Genomic DNA, 14928 nt, shown 5'->3' with positions numbered 1-14928 from the left:
GGTTTCGTCGCGCGAAGCGCCGAGGGGTTCACCCTCTCCCGAAGTGCGGGAGAGGGTCGCGCGCTGTCCGTCCGCGAGGCTGTTTTCGCGGACGGTTCACGCGCGGGGTGAGGGCTCGGGCGGCAGCCTTCTTGCCGCTCCCGCCCCGCATGGCGACGAAGATCCACCAGACGGTCCACTCCGAGAAGCGCGTCAGGCACGGGCGCCGCATCGTGCTGGACTTCCGCGTGAAGGACGACCTCGTCCCCGGCATCCTCCTCCTCCCCGACGCGGACGGGCCCGTCCCCGGCGTGCTGCTGCTGCACGGCTACTCGTCGCGCCGCGAGCACATGGCCGACGAGGTGGGCAAGGCACTCCTGGAGCACGGCGTGGCCAGCCTCTCCATCGACCTGCCGCTGCACGGCACCCGGCACGACCCGCTGCAGCTGCAGGCCGCGCGCAACCCGCTCGCCGTCTTCTCGCTCTGGCGCCAGGCGCGGCGCGAGTGCGCCCTGGCGGTCAGGTACCTGGGCGCGCGCGGCGAGGTCGACCAAGCGCGGCTGGCGGTGGCCGGGTACTCGCTCGGCAGCTTCCTGGCGGTGCTCCTGGCGGCCGACGAGCCCGAGCTGCGCGCCGTGGTCCTCGCCGCCGGCGGCGACCTGCCCGACGGCACCCCGCTGGCCGCCGTCGCGCGCACCTTCGCCGACCCCCTGCGCGCCGTGCGCCGGCTGGCCCCCCGCCCGCTCCTGATGGTGCACGGCAAGAACGACCGCACCGTCAAACCCGCCCAGGCCGAGCGCCTCTTCGCCGCCGCGGGCGAGCCCAGGGAGATCCGCTGGTGGAGCGCCGGCCACATCCTCCCCCCCGAGGCGATCGACTACGCCGCCCGCTGGCTGGCCGACAGGCTCGGGGAGGACCAGGCGCGCCGGACCGGGTGACGCTTGCGGAGATCGGCCGCCTGCTTTTATTCTTGGCAGGATTGTCCTGCCGGTACCTCTCGCCCGCCCCATCTCTTCTTCCCATGCAGAACGCTTCCTCTCCCTCGCTGGCCGCGCGCGCCGTGCTGGCCGTGGTGCTCCTGGTGGGCTTCTACCTGCTCGCCCTGGCGGTCGCGGCGGGCCTGCTCTGGATCCCGTACGCCGAGTGGCGGTACCTCGACCACGTCAGCGTCAAGATCGCGCTCTTCTGCGTGGTCGGGGCGGCGCTCGTGCTGTGGGGGATCGTCCCCCGCCCCGACCGCTTCGACCCGCCCGGCCCCCGCCTGGCCCCGGACGAGCACCCGCGCCTCTTCGCGCTGATCCGCGAGGTGGCCGCCGCGACGGGGCAGGCGATGCCCGCCGAGGTGTACCTGGTCCCTGACCTGAACGCCTGGGTGGCGCAGCGCGGCGGGGTGATGGGGCTCGGCAGCCGCCGGGTGATGGGGCTGGGGCTCCCCCTCCTGCAGACCCTCTCCAGCCGGGAGCTGCGGGCCGTGCTCGCGCACGAGTTCGGGCACTACCACGGGGGCGACACGGCGCTCGGGCCCTGGATCTACAAGACCCGCGCGGCCATCGGCCGCACGCTGCAGGCGCTCGCGGGGCACAGCACCGTGCTCATGAAGCCGTTCGAGTGGTACGGCCTCGGCTTCCTGCGCATCACGCACGCGATCTCGCGGCGGCAGGAGTTCGTGGCCGACGCGCTGGCCGCGCGCGTGGCCGGCTCCGACGCCATGATCTCGGGGCTGAAGGCGGTCCACGGCGCCGGGAACGCGTTCCACCCCTACTGGCTCACCGAGTACGCGCCCGTCCTGGAGCGCGGCTTCCGGGCGCCCCTCACGCAGGGGTTCGCGGCCTTCCTCGCCTCGCCTGAGGTGGTGCGGGGCGTGCGCGAGAGCCTGGAGGCGGAGCTGGCCTCGCCCCGGTCCGACCCGTACGACACGCATCCGCCGCTGCGCGAGCGGATCGCGGCCCTCGCCGGCCTCCCCGCCGGGGCCCCGGGCGACGGCGGCGCGCGGGCGCTGGACCTGCTGGACGACGTGGAGCGCTGCGAGCGCGAGCTGGTGCAGTGGCTGCTCGACGGCAGGGCCGCGTCGCTCCAGCCGCTGGCATGGGAAGACGCGGCGGAGCGGGTGTGGATCCCCACCTGGCGCGAGCAGGCCGCGGAGAACGCCAAGCGCCTGCGGGGGATCACCCCCGAGTCCGTCGCGGACCAGGCGGACCCGCCGACCTGGGCGCCCCTGCGGATGGGCTTCGCCGCCTCGCCCTCGCTGCTGACCGACGAGCACCGCTCCGCGGCGGCGGGGATCCTGGGCTGCGCGCTGCTCACCGCCTTCCACGCCGCGGGCGCGCCGATCCAGGCCCCGGTCGGCGCGCCCGTCACCGTCGAGGTGGACGGGACGGTGGTGCGCCCCTTCCAGCTCCTCCGCGACCTCGCCGCGGGGACGGTCACGCGCGACGCCTGGCGCGAGGTCTGCCGGCGCTCCGGGATCGCGGGCGTCGACCTGGGCTCGCCCGTCCCGGCGCCCGCCGCCGCCGTCTGAAGCGCGAGCGGCGGGCCGGCGGCGGGACCCGCCGTGGACGCGCGGGGGTGACGCGATGACCTGGCGGCGCGCCTCGCTCTACCTCCTGGCCGCCATCTTCGTCGCCGCCGGGGTGCTGCACTTCGCGATCGCCGACTCGTACGTGCGCATCGTGCCGCCGTGGCTCCCCGCGCCGCGGACGCTCGTGTACGTGAGCGGCGCGTGCGAGATCGCGGGCGGGGTGGGGCTCCTAGTTCCGGCCACGCGGCGCGCGGCCGCGCTCGGCCTGGTCCTCCTGCTCCTGGCCGTCTGGCCGGCCAACTTCCAGATGCTCCTGGACGCGCGCGAGTCCGGCGCCCCGCCCTGGTGGCAGGCGCTTCTCCTGGCGCGCCTGCCGCTCCAGCTGGTCCTGGTCTACTGGGTGTGGTGGGCCGCGGCCCGCCCCATGCCGGCGAGGTGATCCCCGAACAAATTGCTCACGCAGAGCAGAGGTAGCAGAGGAAGCCATGCCAGGCGGTGAGTTCTCTGCTTTTCTCTGCTGACTCTGCTGACTCTGCGTGAGATCCGCTGTTTCTCCGGATTCGGCATGTGACGGAGCCGTCCGGCGCGTGCTGGCACCGCCCCTGCGTTACCTCCGGCCGTCGTGGGGTGGAACCAGCACGAGACGGACGGCATGGCACACAGCGGCGGGGATCACGGGAAGCAGCCAGCCCAGCGCAGGGAGCGCTCGGGGAAGGCGCTGGTCGACGCGTCGAACGTGGCGCACTCCAGCGAGGGCGAGAAGGCGCGGCTGCGCAACATCGAGCTGGTGGCCGAGAAGCTGGAGGAAGAGGGGCTCGAGCCGATCCTGGTGGCCGACGCGGCGCTGCGCCACCAGATCGACGAGCCCGAGCGCTACGAGGCGCTGCTGGAGCAGGGCATGGTGCGCCAGGCGCCCGCCGGCACCGACGCCGACTACTTCATCCTCTCCTTCGCGCGCGAGCTGGACGCCTACATCGTCTCCAACGACCGCTTCCGCGACCGCATCGAGAGCTTCCCCGACGCGCGCGAGCGCGCCATCCGCTACATGATCGTCGAAGACGAGGTGGTGTTCGAGCGCCGCAACAAGCGCCGGCACGGGCGGTAGCCCCGCTTGTCCGGCTCCCCGCGCCGGGCTAGAATTCTTCCTCGCCGCCGCCCCCCGCGCGCGGTCCCACGCTTCCCATCCTCCACACCCGCAGCAGTTCCTTGAGAGACATCACCCTCTACCAGGGCGACGGCCAGGGCTGGGTCGAGGTCGTCACCGGCTCGATGTTCAGCGGCAAGAGCGAGGAGCTGATCCGCCGCGTGCGCCGCGCGCTGATCGCCCGCCGGCGCGTGCAGGTGTTCAAGCCCGCCATCGACGACCGCTACTCGGGGGTCGAGGTCATCAGCTCGCACGCGGGCTCCGACGTGCAGGCGGTGCCGGTCAGGAGCAGCGGCGAGGTGGCGGCCCGCGCGCACCCCGGCACGCAGGTGTTCGCCATCGACGAGGTGCAGTTCCTGGACGACGGGATCGTGGACGTGGTCTCGGTGCTGGCCGACCGGGGGGCGCGGGTGATCGTGGCGGGGATCGACACCGACTTCCGCGGCGAGCCGTTCGGCCCCATGCCCAAGCTGCTCTCCATCGCCGAGGCGGTGGACAAGCTGCACGCCATCTGCATGGTGTGCGGCGCGCCGGCCTCGCGCACCCAGCGGCTGGTGGACGGCGAGCCCGCGCCGTACGAGAGCCCCGTGGTGCAGGTGGGCGGCGCCGAGAGCTACGAGGCGCGCTGCCGCCACCACCACGAGGTCCCCTCCGCCCAGCGCTACCAGACGTCGCTGCTGGACCAGATCGGCGGCTCGGCACAGGAGGCGGTGGTGCTCACCCTCGAAGGCTTCCGCAAGCGCGCGTAGCCCGGTCTCCGGAAGACGGTGAAATCGAAGGGGCTCCCCCCGCCGCTGGGGGAGCCCCTTCCTCTCATCCCTCGCCGACCCCGTTACGGGCCGGCGGTGTCGGACATGATGGCCTCCCGCGTCGCGGGGTCGATCGGCGTCATGTCCACCGACTCGTCGCCGGTCGGCTCCGTGTCCGGCGTCTTGGCATCCGTCGGCGCGGCGGCGGCGTCCGAGGGAAGCGAATCGTCGATCCCCGGGACCGGCTGCGTGCCCTTGGGGCGGCCCTCCCAGCAGTACTGCAGCTTCGTCTGCATCACGCTGGAGCAGCGCGGGTTGTTGGAGCCGCGGCACTGGGCGGTGGACCAGGCGATGCTCCGCCGGAACTCGTCGGGCTGCGGGACGGCCTCGCAGAACCCGGGCGTCTCCCTCGCGGCGCGCAGGCAGCCTTCCAGGAACGGGCGGACGTTCACCATCCCCTGCAGCCCCTCGCCGCCGTACGCCAGCGCCAGCCCCACGCACCCCTGCTCGTCGGTGCCGCTCCCCGCGCGCCGGCCCTCCTCGACCACGCCCTCCATCCGGGAGGCGATCCTGCCGGAGTTCTTCGAGATCCACCAGACCGCGGCGCCGACCACGACGACGCCGAGCACCAGCAGCGTCCCGCAGCCGATCAGCAGGTACTTCGCCCACGGCGGCATGCCGGACGAGCGCGGCGGCGGATATCCCTGGCCAGGAGGCGGACGATACCCCTGGTGCCCCTGGCCGGGAGGTGGAAGATGACCCTGGCCGGGAGGCGGAGGAGTGCCCGGTCCGGGGGGCGGAGAATCACCCGGGCCGGGAGGTGGAGCATGGCCCCCGCTGGGAGGCGGAGAATCGCCCGGGCCCGGGGGTGGAGAATGGCCCGGGCCGGGGGGCGGAGCATGGCCCCCGCCGGGAGGTGGAGAATCGCCCGGGCCCGGGGGTGGAGAATGCCCCTGGCCGGAAGGCGGAGGATCTCCCTGGCCGGAGGATGGCGGAGAATGCCCCTGGCCCTGCGGCGGAGGAAATCCCTGACTCGAAGGCGGCCCCTGGTTTGGCGGGGGACCCTGGTTCGGAGGAGGTCCCTGGTTGTTCGGAGGCTGGTTCATCGGCGGGCTGGGAAACGGGTCGGGAGCTGACCTCACGATACCGTCCACCCAAGATACTCCTCACCCCCGCACCAGGCGAGACCGCCGCGATCCAAACTGATTGGAATCACGCAGAGACGCGGAGACGCAGAGAAACCCCGGGAAGTTCTCTCTGCGCCTCCGCGTCTCTGCGTGAGATCTTTTCAGGACTTGTATCCGAACGACGCTCTGCGGAGTGGAATCAGGCCGCCTCGCCCAGCAGGCGCCGCAGCCGCTGCAGCCCCAGGCGGGTGCGGGTCTTGACGGTGCCCAGCGGCTCCCCGGTGGCCTCGGCGATCTCGCTCTGGCTCATCCCGCGGAAGTACGCCATCTCCAGCGCGCGGCGCTGCTCGGGGGGGATCTCCTCCAGCGCGCGCCGCACCGCCGCGCGCGTCTCGGCCGCCTCCACCTCACGCAGGGGGTCGTCCGCCGCCACGGGCACGGGGCCGCGCGGCTCGGCGGCGGCCGCGGCGTCGTGCGCGTCGCGCAGGCGGCGACGGGCGCGCACCCGGTCCAACGAGCGGCTCCGGGCCATCATCACCAGCCAGCTCCCCACCGCCGCGCGCCCGCCGTCGTAGCGGCCCGCCTGGCGCCACGCCTGCCAGAAGGTCTCCTCCACCACCTCCTCGGCCTCGTCGGGGTCGCCCAGCACGTGCAGCGCCAGCGAGTGCACCCCCGGGCACCAGCGGTCGTACAGCTCGGCGAGCGCCGCCTCGTCGCCCGCGGCCATGCGGCGCACCAGCGCGGCGTCGTCTTCCACCGGCTCCGCCGCGGGGGCACCGAGCGCTTGGCCGGCGGGCGCGCCGCGCCGGGAGCGGGATTCCGCAGGCCGCGCGGGGTGGGAGGCCGCGCGCGGCCACCAGGAGATGGCGGCTGGAACGGGGAGGGAGAGCGCCATGTCCATCGTCATCGTCACCTGAGCAAGAGTTCGGAAGGAAGATGATCCGGTCGAACACGAAGTCGATCGAGGGATCGTGCCAGCCGGCATCCGTGCCGCTGCCGCGCCCAACCCACCTGGCAAGGTGAGAAGATTCTTCGGCCCTGCGGCGATCCGTGCGGATGCCGGTTCCGTGTGGCCGGGCCTCAGAATGACAGCGCGCAGCCGCTGATCGGCCGGATCGGCCTCAGCCGTTCGCCACCGCCTCGGGCGCGCCGATCCGGGCCCCGACGTCGACCGTGGCGGCGCCGGCCGCGGCCTGGATGATGGCCTGCAGGCGCGGGATCACGTCCAGGTGGTGGTGCACGGCCTTCCACTCGCGCCCCTCGCGGCGCAGCACCAGCGTCGCCCGCGAGCCCACCTCGATCGTCTCCGGCCCGATCGTCCCCTCGCCGCGCTCGACGCCCGTCACCACCGCCACGTCGGGCGTCACCAGGCGGACCACGACATCCTCGGCCTCGATGCGGCCGCCGCCGAGGTTCTGCGCCCACGCCTCCCAGGCGCCGCGCACCTCGTCCCAGCCCAGGTGCCGGCCGCCGCCGGGGTGCTGGGCGGTGGCCTCGGGCCCGTGCGTCCACAGCTCCAGCATGGCCGAGGGGTCGCCGTTCAGGTCCTGGTTCAGCGCCTGGTAGAAGCGCTTGACGGCCGCGCGGACCTCCTGTTCCGTGCTCATGGTCGTTCCTCGTTCGATGGTGATTCGGGAGATGGGCGTCCTTTCGATGAACGGGGACGCCGGTTGAAGCCGGACCTCAGGCGCGGGCCACCCGCACGCGGCGCGGCGCCCGCCCTTCGCTCGCGCGGGGGACGGCGGCGCCGTGGCGGACTGCCCAGGCGAGCCACGCCGTCCCGATCCCCGTCACCACGCCGCTGCCGACGATGAGCACCCACGGCAGTTGGCTGAGCGGGGCCGGGGGGAGCAGCAGGAGCACGGCGCCCGCCACCAGGCACGCCGCGGCGCCGAGCGGGATCACCCCCGCGCGCAGCAGCGCCACGGCGAGCAGGATCAGCCCGGCCGCGATCACGACGCCGGTGACCACGATCAGCGGGTGCGGCGGCGAGAGGATCGGCCCGTCCGCCGCCACCAGCTCGGGGGCGTGCACGGCCAGCACGGGCCAGACGTAGGCGGTGATGAGCCCCGTGCCGGTGAAGAGCGCGGCGCCCAGGAAGGCCACCGCGTGCGCCGCCGTCTCCAGCCGCCCGGCCGCCTGCCGCCGCTGCGCCGCCAGCCCCGCCACGCCCACGAGGAGCGCGAGCCCGGCGGTGAAGTGGAGGGAGTGCGAGAGGATCCACCGCCCGCTGCGGCCCAGCTCCGCGCCGTCGATGTGCCCCCATGGGTGCGTGGTGGCCCACAGCACGAACGAGAGCCCGGCGGCGGCGAGCGCGGCGGCGGTCGTGCGAGCCAGCGTGCGGTCCTGCATGGCACTCCTCCGGGTGGATTCGCTGCGGCGGGCGGCCCGGAAGCGAAAGCGGCCGCCCCGAGGGACGGCCGCCATGGTAGTCCTGCCGATTGCTCACCGGACAGTCCAAAAACTGCTCATTTCCTGTTCGACTTTTCTCCGCGCGGCGGCTCCCGGCCCGGTGCGCTGCGACGGACCCTGCGCTGATGCCGCTTCCATATGGAACTCCAGGACTCGCTCTTGTAACCCAGGTACGCCGGGCGACGGCGATCGGATGGCCGGCTCCCGGTCCTGTCGAACCTTTCAGACTGGTTTGAGTCTCACACGGAGTTAACGGAGTCAACAGAGAAAAACTCCGTTAACTTCGTTGACTCCGTGTGAGGCATTTCGGATCTCGATCCCGAGCGAATCTCCGTCTACAAACACTTCGCCCCCGCCGGGAAAGTCCCGGCGGGGGCGAGTCGTCGTGTATCGGTGGACCCGATTCGGCTCAGAGGCCGAGCATCCGGTCGACGCGGGCCTCCAGGGCGGGCTTGGTGGTGCCGGCGATGGCGCTCTCCAGCAGGTCCACCAGCTCCTCGCCGAAGTCGTCGGGGCAGCGGCGCGCCACCCGCACCAGCGGCGCGAAGGCCAGCAGCACCGTGCGCGAGGGGTCTTCCTCGTCCTTCCAGTCGTCGCCGCGCCAGCCGTCGTAGTTGGCGCTCGACTTCCACGGCTCGTCGTCGTCCTCTTCCTCCTCCATCTCCTCCGGCACCATCCCGTCGGGAAGGCTGTGCACGGGGATGGAGATTCCCACCATGGCCTTGATCTCGGCGCCGGGTTCGTCCGGCTCCTCGGCCAGCAGCCCCAGCTGCACCGGGTTGCGCAGCGTCTGCTGCAGCAGCTCCAGCGTCTCGGGCGGCAGCATGGCGCGGAAGCTGGGGCGCTCGTTGCGGTCGACGTAGAAGGCCATCGGGACCAGCTCGGTGCCGTCGGGCACCAGCCCCTCGGGGTCCACCTCGCGCATCACGAGCTCCACCGGCTCTTCGCGAATGTAGACGTGCATCTGTATCTCCATGGATGGGAACCGCTTGGGCGGCGCGGGCACACCCGCCGCGCCGACCGCCTTCATACACCGGCTCCGGCCCAGGTTCCGCCGGCCGGGCGCCGGACCGGGCGCGGGAATTGCCGCCCGTCCCGCCCCGCGTATCTTCCCCCCGGCCCCACCCGCCGAACGCGCCGTGGACGCTCCGGGGGAAATGTAGCCGCGCGGCCCCCGGGAAGCACGAACTTTCTACAGGGCCGCAGCCCCGCGCCACCCGCACCCGCGCCCGATGCTCCCCGTCGTCCAGCCCGACGCCCGCGCCGCCCGCCTGGAGCGGGCCCTTCGCGAGCGCGTCCGGGGCGAGGTCCGCTTCGACGCCCACTCGCGCCTGCTCTACAGCACCGACGCCTCGCTCTACCAGATCCTCCCTGTGGGCGTCGTGGTCCCCCGCGACGACGACGACGTGGTGGCCGCCGTCACCCTGGCCGCCGAGGCGGGCGTCCCCGTCCTCCCCCGCGGCGGCGGGACGGCGCTCGCCGGGCAGACCGTGGGCGCCGCGCTGGTGCTGGACTTCTGCAAGCTCATGAACCGGGTGCTGGAGATCGACCCGGACCGCCGCCGCGCCCGCGTGCAGCCGGGCCTCCGGCTCGACCGGCTGAACCGCGCCGCCGCCCCCTACGGCCTCCACTTCGGCCCCGACCCGGCCACGCTGCGCCAGTGCGCCCTGGGCGGGATGATCGGCAACAACTCGTGCGGCGCCCGCTCGCTCGTCTACGGCAAGACGGGCGACCACGTGCACTCGCTGCGCTGCGTGCTGCACGACGGCGCCTGCGCGCACTTCGCCGCGCTGAAGCGCGACGCGCTGGCCGGCGCCCCGGGGCGCGAGGGCGAGCTGGCGCGCGCGGTGATGGCGATCCTGGAGCCGCACCGCGCCGAGGTCCTCGCCCGCTACCCGAAGATCCCCCGCCGCGTCTCGGGCTACAACTTCGACGCGATGCTGGCGGACCCGGAGCTGAACCTGGCGCGGCTCGTCGTCGGCTCCGAGGGGACGCTGGCCACGGTCACCGAGGCCGAGCTGGGGCTGGTCCCCGTCCCTCCCGCACGCTCGCTGGTGCTCCTCTCCTTCCGCGAGCGCTTCACCTCGATGGACGCCGTCCCCGCCATCCTCCAGGAGCGGAATCTCACCGCCCTGGAGATCGTGGACTCGCGGGTGCTCAGGGGCGCGCGGGAGATCCACCTCTACCGCCCCACCGCCGCCATGGCCGCCCCCGACGCGCTGGGGGTGCTCTTCTGCGAGTTCTCGGGCGAGGCGAAGGACGAGGTGGCGGGGCTGGCGCACGACTTCGCCGCGCGGGCGGGCGCGCTCCCCGGATCTCCGCACGCGGGCGTCTTCCTCTCCGAGGCCGAGCAGAACGCCGCGTGGGCGCTGCGCCAGGCGGCCACGGGGCTGCTCTACCTGACCACGCCGTCCAAGGACATCAAGCCGCAGGAGTTCGTCGAGGACACCGGGGTGCCGCCGGAGCGGCTGGGCGACTACACCCGCCGCTTCGAGGAGATCGTGCAGCGGCACGGGACCACCACCGGGTACTTCGGCCACGCCGGGCAGGGGTGCCTGCACATCCGCGTGGACCTGAACCTCAAGCGCGGGGACGACCGCGAGCGCATGCAGCGCATCGGCGCCGACGTCGCCGAGCTGGTGGTGGAGTTCGGCGGCTCGCTCTCGGGCGAGCACGGCGACGGGCTCTCGCGCTCCGAGTTCCTCCCGGTGATGTTCGGCCCCGAGGTGATCGAGCTGCACCGGCGGGTGAAGGCCGTCTTCGACCCCGAAGGGCGGATGAACCCCGGGGGGAAGATCACCCCGCCGTACCAGCGCATGAGCGACAACCTGCGCTTCGGGCCCGACTACGCCATCCATCCCCCCGAGACGTGGTTCCGCTACGACGAGGGGGGGTGGGACGTGGCGGTGGAGAAGTGCAACGGGATGGCCGTCTGCCGCAAGCTGGACGCGGGGACGATGTGCCCCTCCTTCATGGTGACGCTGGAGGAGGAGCACTCCACCCGCGGCCGCGCCAACTCGCTGCGCGAGGCGATGCGCGGGAGCCTCCCCGGGATGCGGAGCCACGAGGTGCTGGAGGCGCTCGACCTTTGCCTGGAGTGCAAGGCGTGCAAGACCGAATGTCCCGTGGGCGTGGACATGGCGCGCTACAAGGCCGAGTTCCTGGCCCAGCACCACCGGGTGCACGGCACCAGCCGCGAGGCGCTCTTCTTCGGGCGCATCCACGACTTCGCGAAGGCCGGCAGCCTGGCGCCGGGGCTCGCCAACCTGGGGAACCGCGTCCTGGGGGGGCTGATCAAGGCGGCCGCGCACGTGCACCCCGACCGCAAGCTCCCCGAGCTGGCGCGCGAGCCGTTCCGCCGCTGGTTCGGGCGGCGGACGGTGAGGAAGGGGGACGGGCGGCCGGAGGTGGTGCTGCTGGACGACACCTTCCACAACTTCTTCCAGCCGGGGCCGCTGCGGGCGACGGTGGAGGTGCTGGAGCGCGCGGGCTACGCGGTGCGGCTCCCGGAGCGGCAGGTGTGCTGCGGGCGGGCGGCCGTCTCCAAGGGCCTGCTCGACTACGCGCGCGACCGGCAGACCGAGCTGCTGGAGACGCTGACCGGCGCGGTGGAGCGCGGGGCGTGGATCGTGGGCGTGGAGCCCAGCTGCATCCTCACGCTCCGCGACGAGCTCCCCGACCTGGTGCGCGACGAGCGGGCGAAGCGCCTGGCCGGCGCGGCGGTGACGCTGGAGGAGTTCCTGGCCGCGCTCCCCGACTGGCGCCCGGGCCGCCTGGAGCGCCGCGCCGTGGTCCACGGCCACTGCCACCAGAAGGCGATCGTCGGCATGGGCCCCACGGCCGAGGTGCTGTCGCGCGTCGAGGGGCTGAAGTTCACGGTGCTGGACTCGGGGTGCTGCGGGATGGCGGGCTCGTTCGGCTACGAGCGCGGCCACTACGACGTCTCGAAGGCGTGCGGCGAGCGCGTCCTCTTCCCCGCCGTGCGCGCGGCGGCGCCGGACGACCTGGTGGTGGCCCCCGGCTTCAGCTGCCGCACCCAGATCGGCGACTTCTGCGGCGGCCGCAAGTCGATCCACACCGCCGAGCTGCTGGCGATGGCGCGGGAATGAAGGACCTCAACAACTATCTTGGGGGACAATCATTCGGCATCGCTCTCTATTCCACAGGTGCTGGCTCGTATACAAACGTCGGTCTTGACCAGAGTAATTCCGAGCGGCACTTTAGCTCCAGTGAGATAACCGAAGCCTTCGCATCGGTGGATTATGATTAGCTTAGAGCCTGTTGCTGAAACTGACAATCAGACTGTCAGGCTGTCTGAGGAAGAAGTTGGGCGGATTCTCGATTTGTACCGAACAGAACACAGGTATATAGCCAATGCGAAGATCTCGAATTTGAAACTAAGGTGTATGATCTTGCCAAGTAGATACCCATATACGGAACACGAAGTATTTTCCTATGTGACCGCTCCGACGGCCACGCTGTACATCGCCCAAATGGCATACGTGCTTATTGGCGGGTTGGTTCTAAGTGCGAACGCATCGGTTTCCAAGTATGCAAATTGGAAAGAGTTTGTCAGATGGCGTGACCACGCGAGTCTTCGTTTTGCAGAAGTAGCCATGCGCTTTCGCGGCTCACTCTCGAACAGCGAGATCCATGAGGCTACAATGGGCATTACAAACATACGTCGTCTCGGGACAGCTGTGTTTTGCACTCTTGAATTTAGCATTGGCGATCGTTTATTTGGACAGGTTCACGCGGTTGAGATCGCAGAGGAGCAATGAGAGCATTTAAATTCGCGGTCCCCCAAGAGAGAGTACAGATCATATTAAATACACTCTACTCGCTGTTCCTTGGGCTCCTCGCAACTCAGTTTGTCTCACAAGTCCAAGATACAAAAGGAAATCTTACAGATGTAGCTGTTCATCTGACGCGGGAGAACTGGCTCGGAGTGGCTTTGCTCGTGACTTACTTCGTGTTCGATTGGCTGACTGCAACTATCACAGTTGATTTGAGGAGACAGATGAACCACCTTCTGATGATCGTGCTTCTGTTCTTTATCAGTTACTTGGGTATTCTCGTTGTCTTCTCGTTTGTGCCGCAGTGGAATTTTTATATACTATTCACAACGTACGCGGTAACTGTGCCTTGGTGGGACCTGCTAGTTCCTCGAAAATCATCATCTGATCCCCCACATTCGCAAGGCCGCCCTAGCGACATTGTGGCGCAACAAGGCGCGTCCCCTCTTGATCATGGCTATTGGGCGACTAACTGCATTCTAGGCCTGCGTTTGACTACCGGATTTATGTTAGTTGGCCTCCTTTTCTTTGAAAGGTTAGGTCCTTCTGAGTTGGATTCGGGATTTCAGCGAGAGATGCTCGCCTTAATCGCGGTGTATGTAGCATTGAAGATCGCACGATATCTTGCTTACGCGCACTATTTTCCGTCAACCGATGGAGGGTCGAGATGATCAATCCCGTTCTTCTAAGTCTAACTATAGCAATCTATTATGCCTTGGTGTTTGGGGTTAGCAGATTGCGAAACCGACGTTTGGAGAACGGAGAACCAACTCAGGTTTTCATTACTGCACCTAAAGAAACGGGTTGGTTCACGCTGTCGATGTCTCTCCTTGGTACTATCGTCGGGGGAGGCATGTTCATCGGCGTTGCGCAACTTGGCTATGAGGGAGGAATTACGCCGCTCGCGTTGGGCATATCGTATCTGATGGGCTCAATCATGATGGGAGTACTGGCTGGACCAGTGCGCCGCGTGCTCCAGGCGCGGGGAGTCACGACACTGTTCGAGTTGTTCGAGGTCTTGTATCCGACGAAAGGCTGGGTGAGCTTTAGTGGATTATTTGCGATCGCTACTCTCCTGGTGTTCTTCTTGATGCTTGCCGCTCAGTATGTGGCTATTGCGATCTTCCTGAGGTTCTTCTGGGGAGTCGATCTTGGCCACGGAATATTGATTGTAGCGGCCATTGTGGGCGGCATCTCTATCCCTCTCTACATCGTGACTGGTGGATTGAGACGCGATCTGATAACCGATTGCTTTCAGGTTGTTGTCATTTCTATAGGTGTTGGATTGCTTTTGGCCAGACTCTCGGTAAACGGTGCTTCCGAACACATCAAGGCGTTGCCAGAGAGTTACTTTCACTTGGGATCAGGTGGTTTCATCTTCTTTGTTGGGTCGTTGTTCTTCGTTGCACCTACCTTTCTCGTGCGTTTTGATCTATGGCAACGCATAGTGACAGCGCGAACAGACGAAGCCGCAAGATTCGGTTTTGTTCTTAGTGGTGTATTGAGCTTCTTTTTCTTTGGAGCTTTTGGTTTGTTGGGACTGTCAGCAAAGGCTGAAGGACTTTCAAGTGCTCAATTCGCTGGTCTTGACATTATTGGCCTCCTGACTACTGATGTCACCTTCCCACTGGTCGTCATTGCCTTCTTCGCTGCGGTACTTTCTTCCGCTGATACGTTCTTGAATGTAGCCTCGATTTCGACTGCTCGCGTTGTTCAATCGGTTAGGAGACGCGCCCGCCTTGCCCATGCCGGCACTGAGTTTCCCAACGAGAAGCAGTCTGATGTGTCGTTGCGAGTTGTCAAAGTGAGCGCCTGGATGGTCGCGCTAATTTCAATGCTTTTCGCTTTTACACTTCGTGATATCGTGGACCTTTTCGCTTCCGCATTTGGTCTTCTCATCGCGTTTGTGCCTGGGTTGGTTGGAGGATTGCTAAAATCCACCCCGCCACAAAAGGCAGCGCTATGGAGTTCTGTAGTAGGGGTTGCGACGGTCTTTCTATTGACGTTCTTCGTACCGCGTGAGGCCTTCTTACCCGGCATTGCGCTAGCGACACTCACCTATTTAATCCTGTCCAGAATGTCTGGATCTAAAGAGCCATATGAAACTGCGAATCAATCAACCGCTTCCACATGAGAGTGCTAGTTGGGCCGCGAGCTGGATCAGAGATATGTGAATGCGTCTCAGAGTTCTACCGCGTTTTGT

Annotated in this window: 13 protein-coding genes; 8 read left to right on the top strand and 5 right to left on the bottom strand. The window is 68.7% G+C overall.

Features of this window, described 5'->3' with window-relative positions; all coding sequences use genetic code 11:
• Positions 1–149 precede the first annotated feature (149 nt).
• The 5 genes from VF746_12110 (at position 150) to VF746_12090 (ending at position 4390) form a co-directional block, all read left to right on the top strand.
• Positions 150–917, top strand: a complete 768-nt coding sequence (locus tag VF746_12110; GenBank protein HEX8693160.1) for an alpha/beta fold hydrolase — start codon at positions 150–152, stop codon at positions 915–917.
• An 83-nt stretch (positions 918–1000) separates the two neighbouring features.
• A complete protein-coding gene (locus tag VF746_12105; GenBank protein ID HEX8693159.1) occupies positions 1001–2497 on the top strand; it encodes a M48 family metallopeptidase in 1497 nt (498 codons plus the stop codon).
• Positions 2498–2552: 55 nt separating this feature from the next.
• Positions 2553–2936: a DoxX family protein gene (locus VF746_12100; GenBank protein HEX8693158.1), complete on the top strand. Its 384-nt coding sequence runs from the start codon at positions 2553–2555 to the stop codon at positions 2934–2936.
• 213 nt (positions 2937–3149) lie between these two features.
• Positions 3150–3602: a hypothetical protein gene (locus VF746_12095; GenBank protein HEX8693157.1), complete on the top strand. Its 453-nt coding sequence runs from the start codon at positions 3150–3152 to the stop codon at positions 3600–3602.
• A 101-nt stretch (positions 3603–3703) separates the two neighbouring features.
• Positions 3704–4390, top strand: coding sequence for a thymidine kinase (locus VF746_12090; protein ID HEX8693156.1), 687 nt, complete (start codon positions 3704–3706; stop codon positions 4388–4390).
• 83 nt (positions 4391–4473) lie between these two features.
• Here the strand turns inward: VF746_12090 and VF746_12085 are convergent, their stop codons facing one another.
• From VF746_12085 to VF746_12065, 5 genes are all read right to left on the bottom strand, one after another.
• Positions 4474–5067, bottom strand: a complete 594-nt coding sequence (locus tag VF746_12085) for a hypothetical protein (protein ID HEX8693155.1) — start codon at positions 5065–5067, stop codon at positions 4474–4476.
• Positions 5068–5716: 649 nt separating this feature from the next.
• On the bottom strand, positions 5717–6424 hold the full coding sequence (locus VF746_12080; GenBank protein HEX8693154.1) for a sigma-70 family RNA polymerase sigma factor: 708 nt from the start codon (positions 6422–6424) through the stop codon (positions 5717–5719).
• A gap of 214 nt (positions 6425–6638) precedes the next feature.
• Positions 6639–7124: a nuclear transport factor 2 family protein gene (locus VF746_12075; protein ID HEX8693153.1), complete on the bottom strand. Its 486-nt coding sequence runs from the start codon at positions 7122–7124 to the stop codon at positions 6639–6641.
• A gap of 76 nt (positions 7125–7200) precedes the next feature.
• On the bottom strand, positions 7201–7869 hold the full coding sequence (locus tag VF746_12070) for a hypothetical protein (GenBank protein HEX8693152.1): 669 nt from the start codon (positions 7867–7869) through the stop codon (positions 7201–7203).
• A 469-nt stretch (positions 7870–8338) separates the two neighbouring features.
• A complete protein-coding gene (locus VF746_12065) occupies positions 8339–8893 on the bottom strand; it encodes a hypothetical protein (protein HEX8693151.1) in 555 nt (184 codons plus the stop codon).
• A 268-nt stretch (positions 8894–9161) separates the two neighbouring features.
• Between VF746_12065 and VF746_12060 the strand changes: the two genes are divergently transcribed.
• The 3 genes from VF746_12060 to VF746_12050 all read left to right on the top strand — a co-directional run bounded on the left by VF746_12060 (position 9162) and on the right by VF746_12050 (position 14859).
• A complete protein-coding gene (locus tag VF746_12060) occupies positions 9162–12038 on the top strand; it encodes an FAD-linked oxidase C-terminal domain-containing protein (GenBank protein HEX8693150.1) in 2877 nt (958 codons plus the stop codon).
• 911 nt (positions 12039–12949) lie between these two features.
• Positions 12950–13396 carry a hypothetical protein gene (locus VF746_12055; protein ID HEX8693149.1) on the top strand — a complete coding sequence of 149 codons (447 nt, stop codon included), beginning with the start codon at positions 12950–12952 and terminating at the stop codon, positions 13394–13396.
• Positions 13393–14859 (top strand): hypothetical protein, encoded by a 1467-nt coding sequence (locus VF746_12050; GenBank protein HEX8693148.1) that lies wholly within the window; start codon positions 13393–13395, stop codon positions 14857–14859. The genes VF746_12055 and VF746_12050 overlap by 4 nt, the downstream gene beginning before the upstream one ends.
• Positions 14860–14928: the final 69 nt, after the last annotated feature.

It is taken from the genome of Longimicrobium sp. (genome assembly GCA_036389795.1).
Classification (GTDB): Bacteria; Gemmatimonadota; Gemmatimonadetes; order Longimicrobiales; family Longimicrobiaceae; genus Longimicrobium.
Note: the sequence above shows the minus strand (reverse complement) of the source record. Positions and strands in the feature narration are given on the sequence as shown.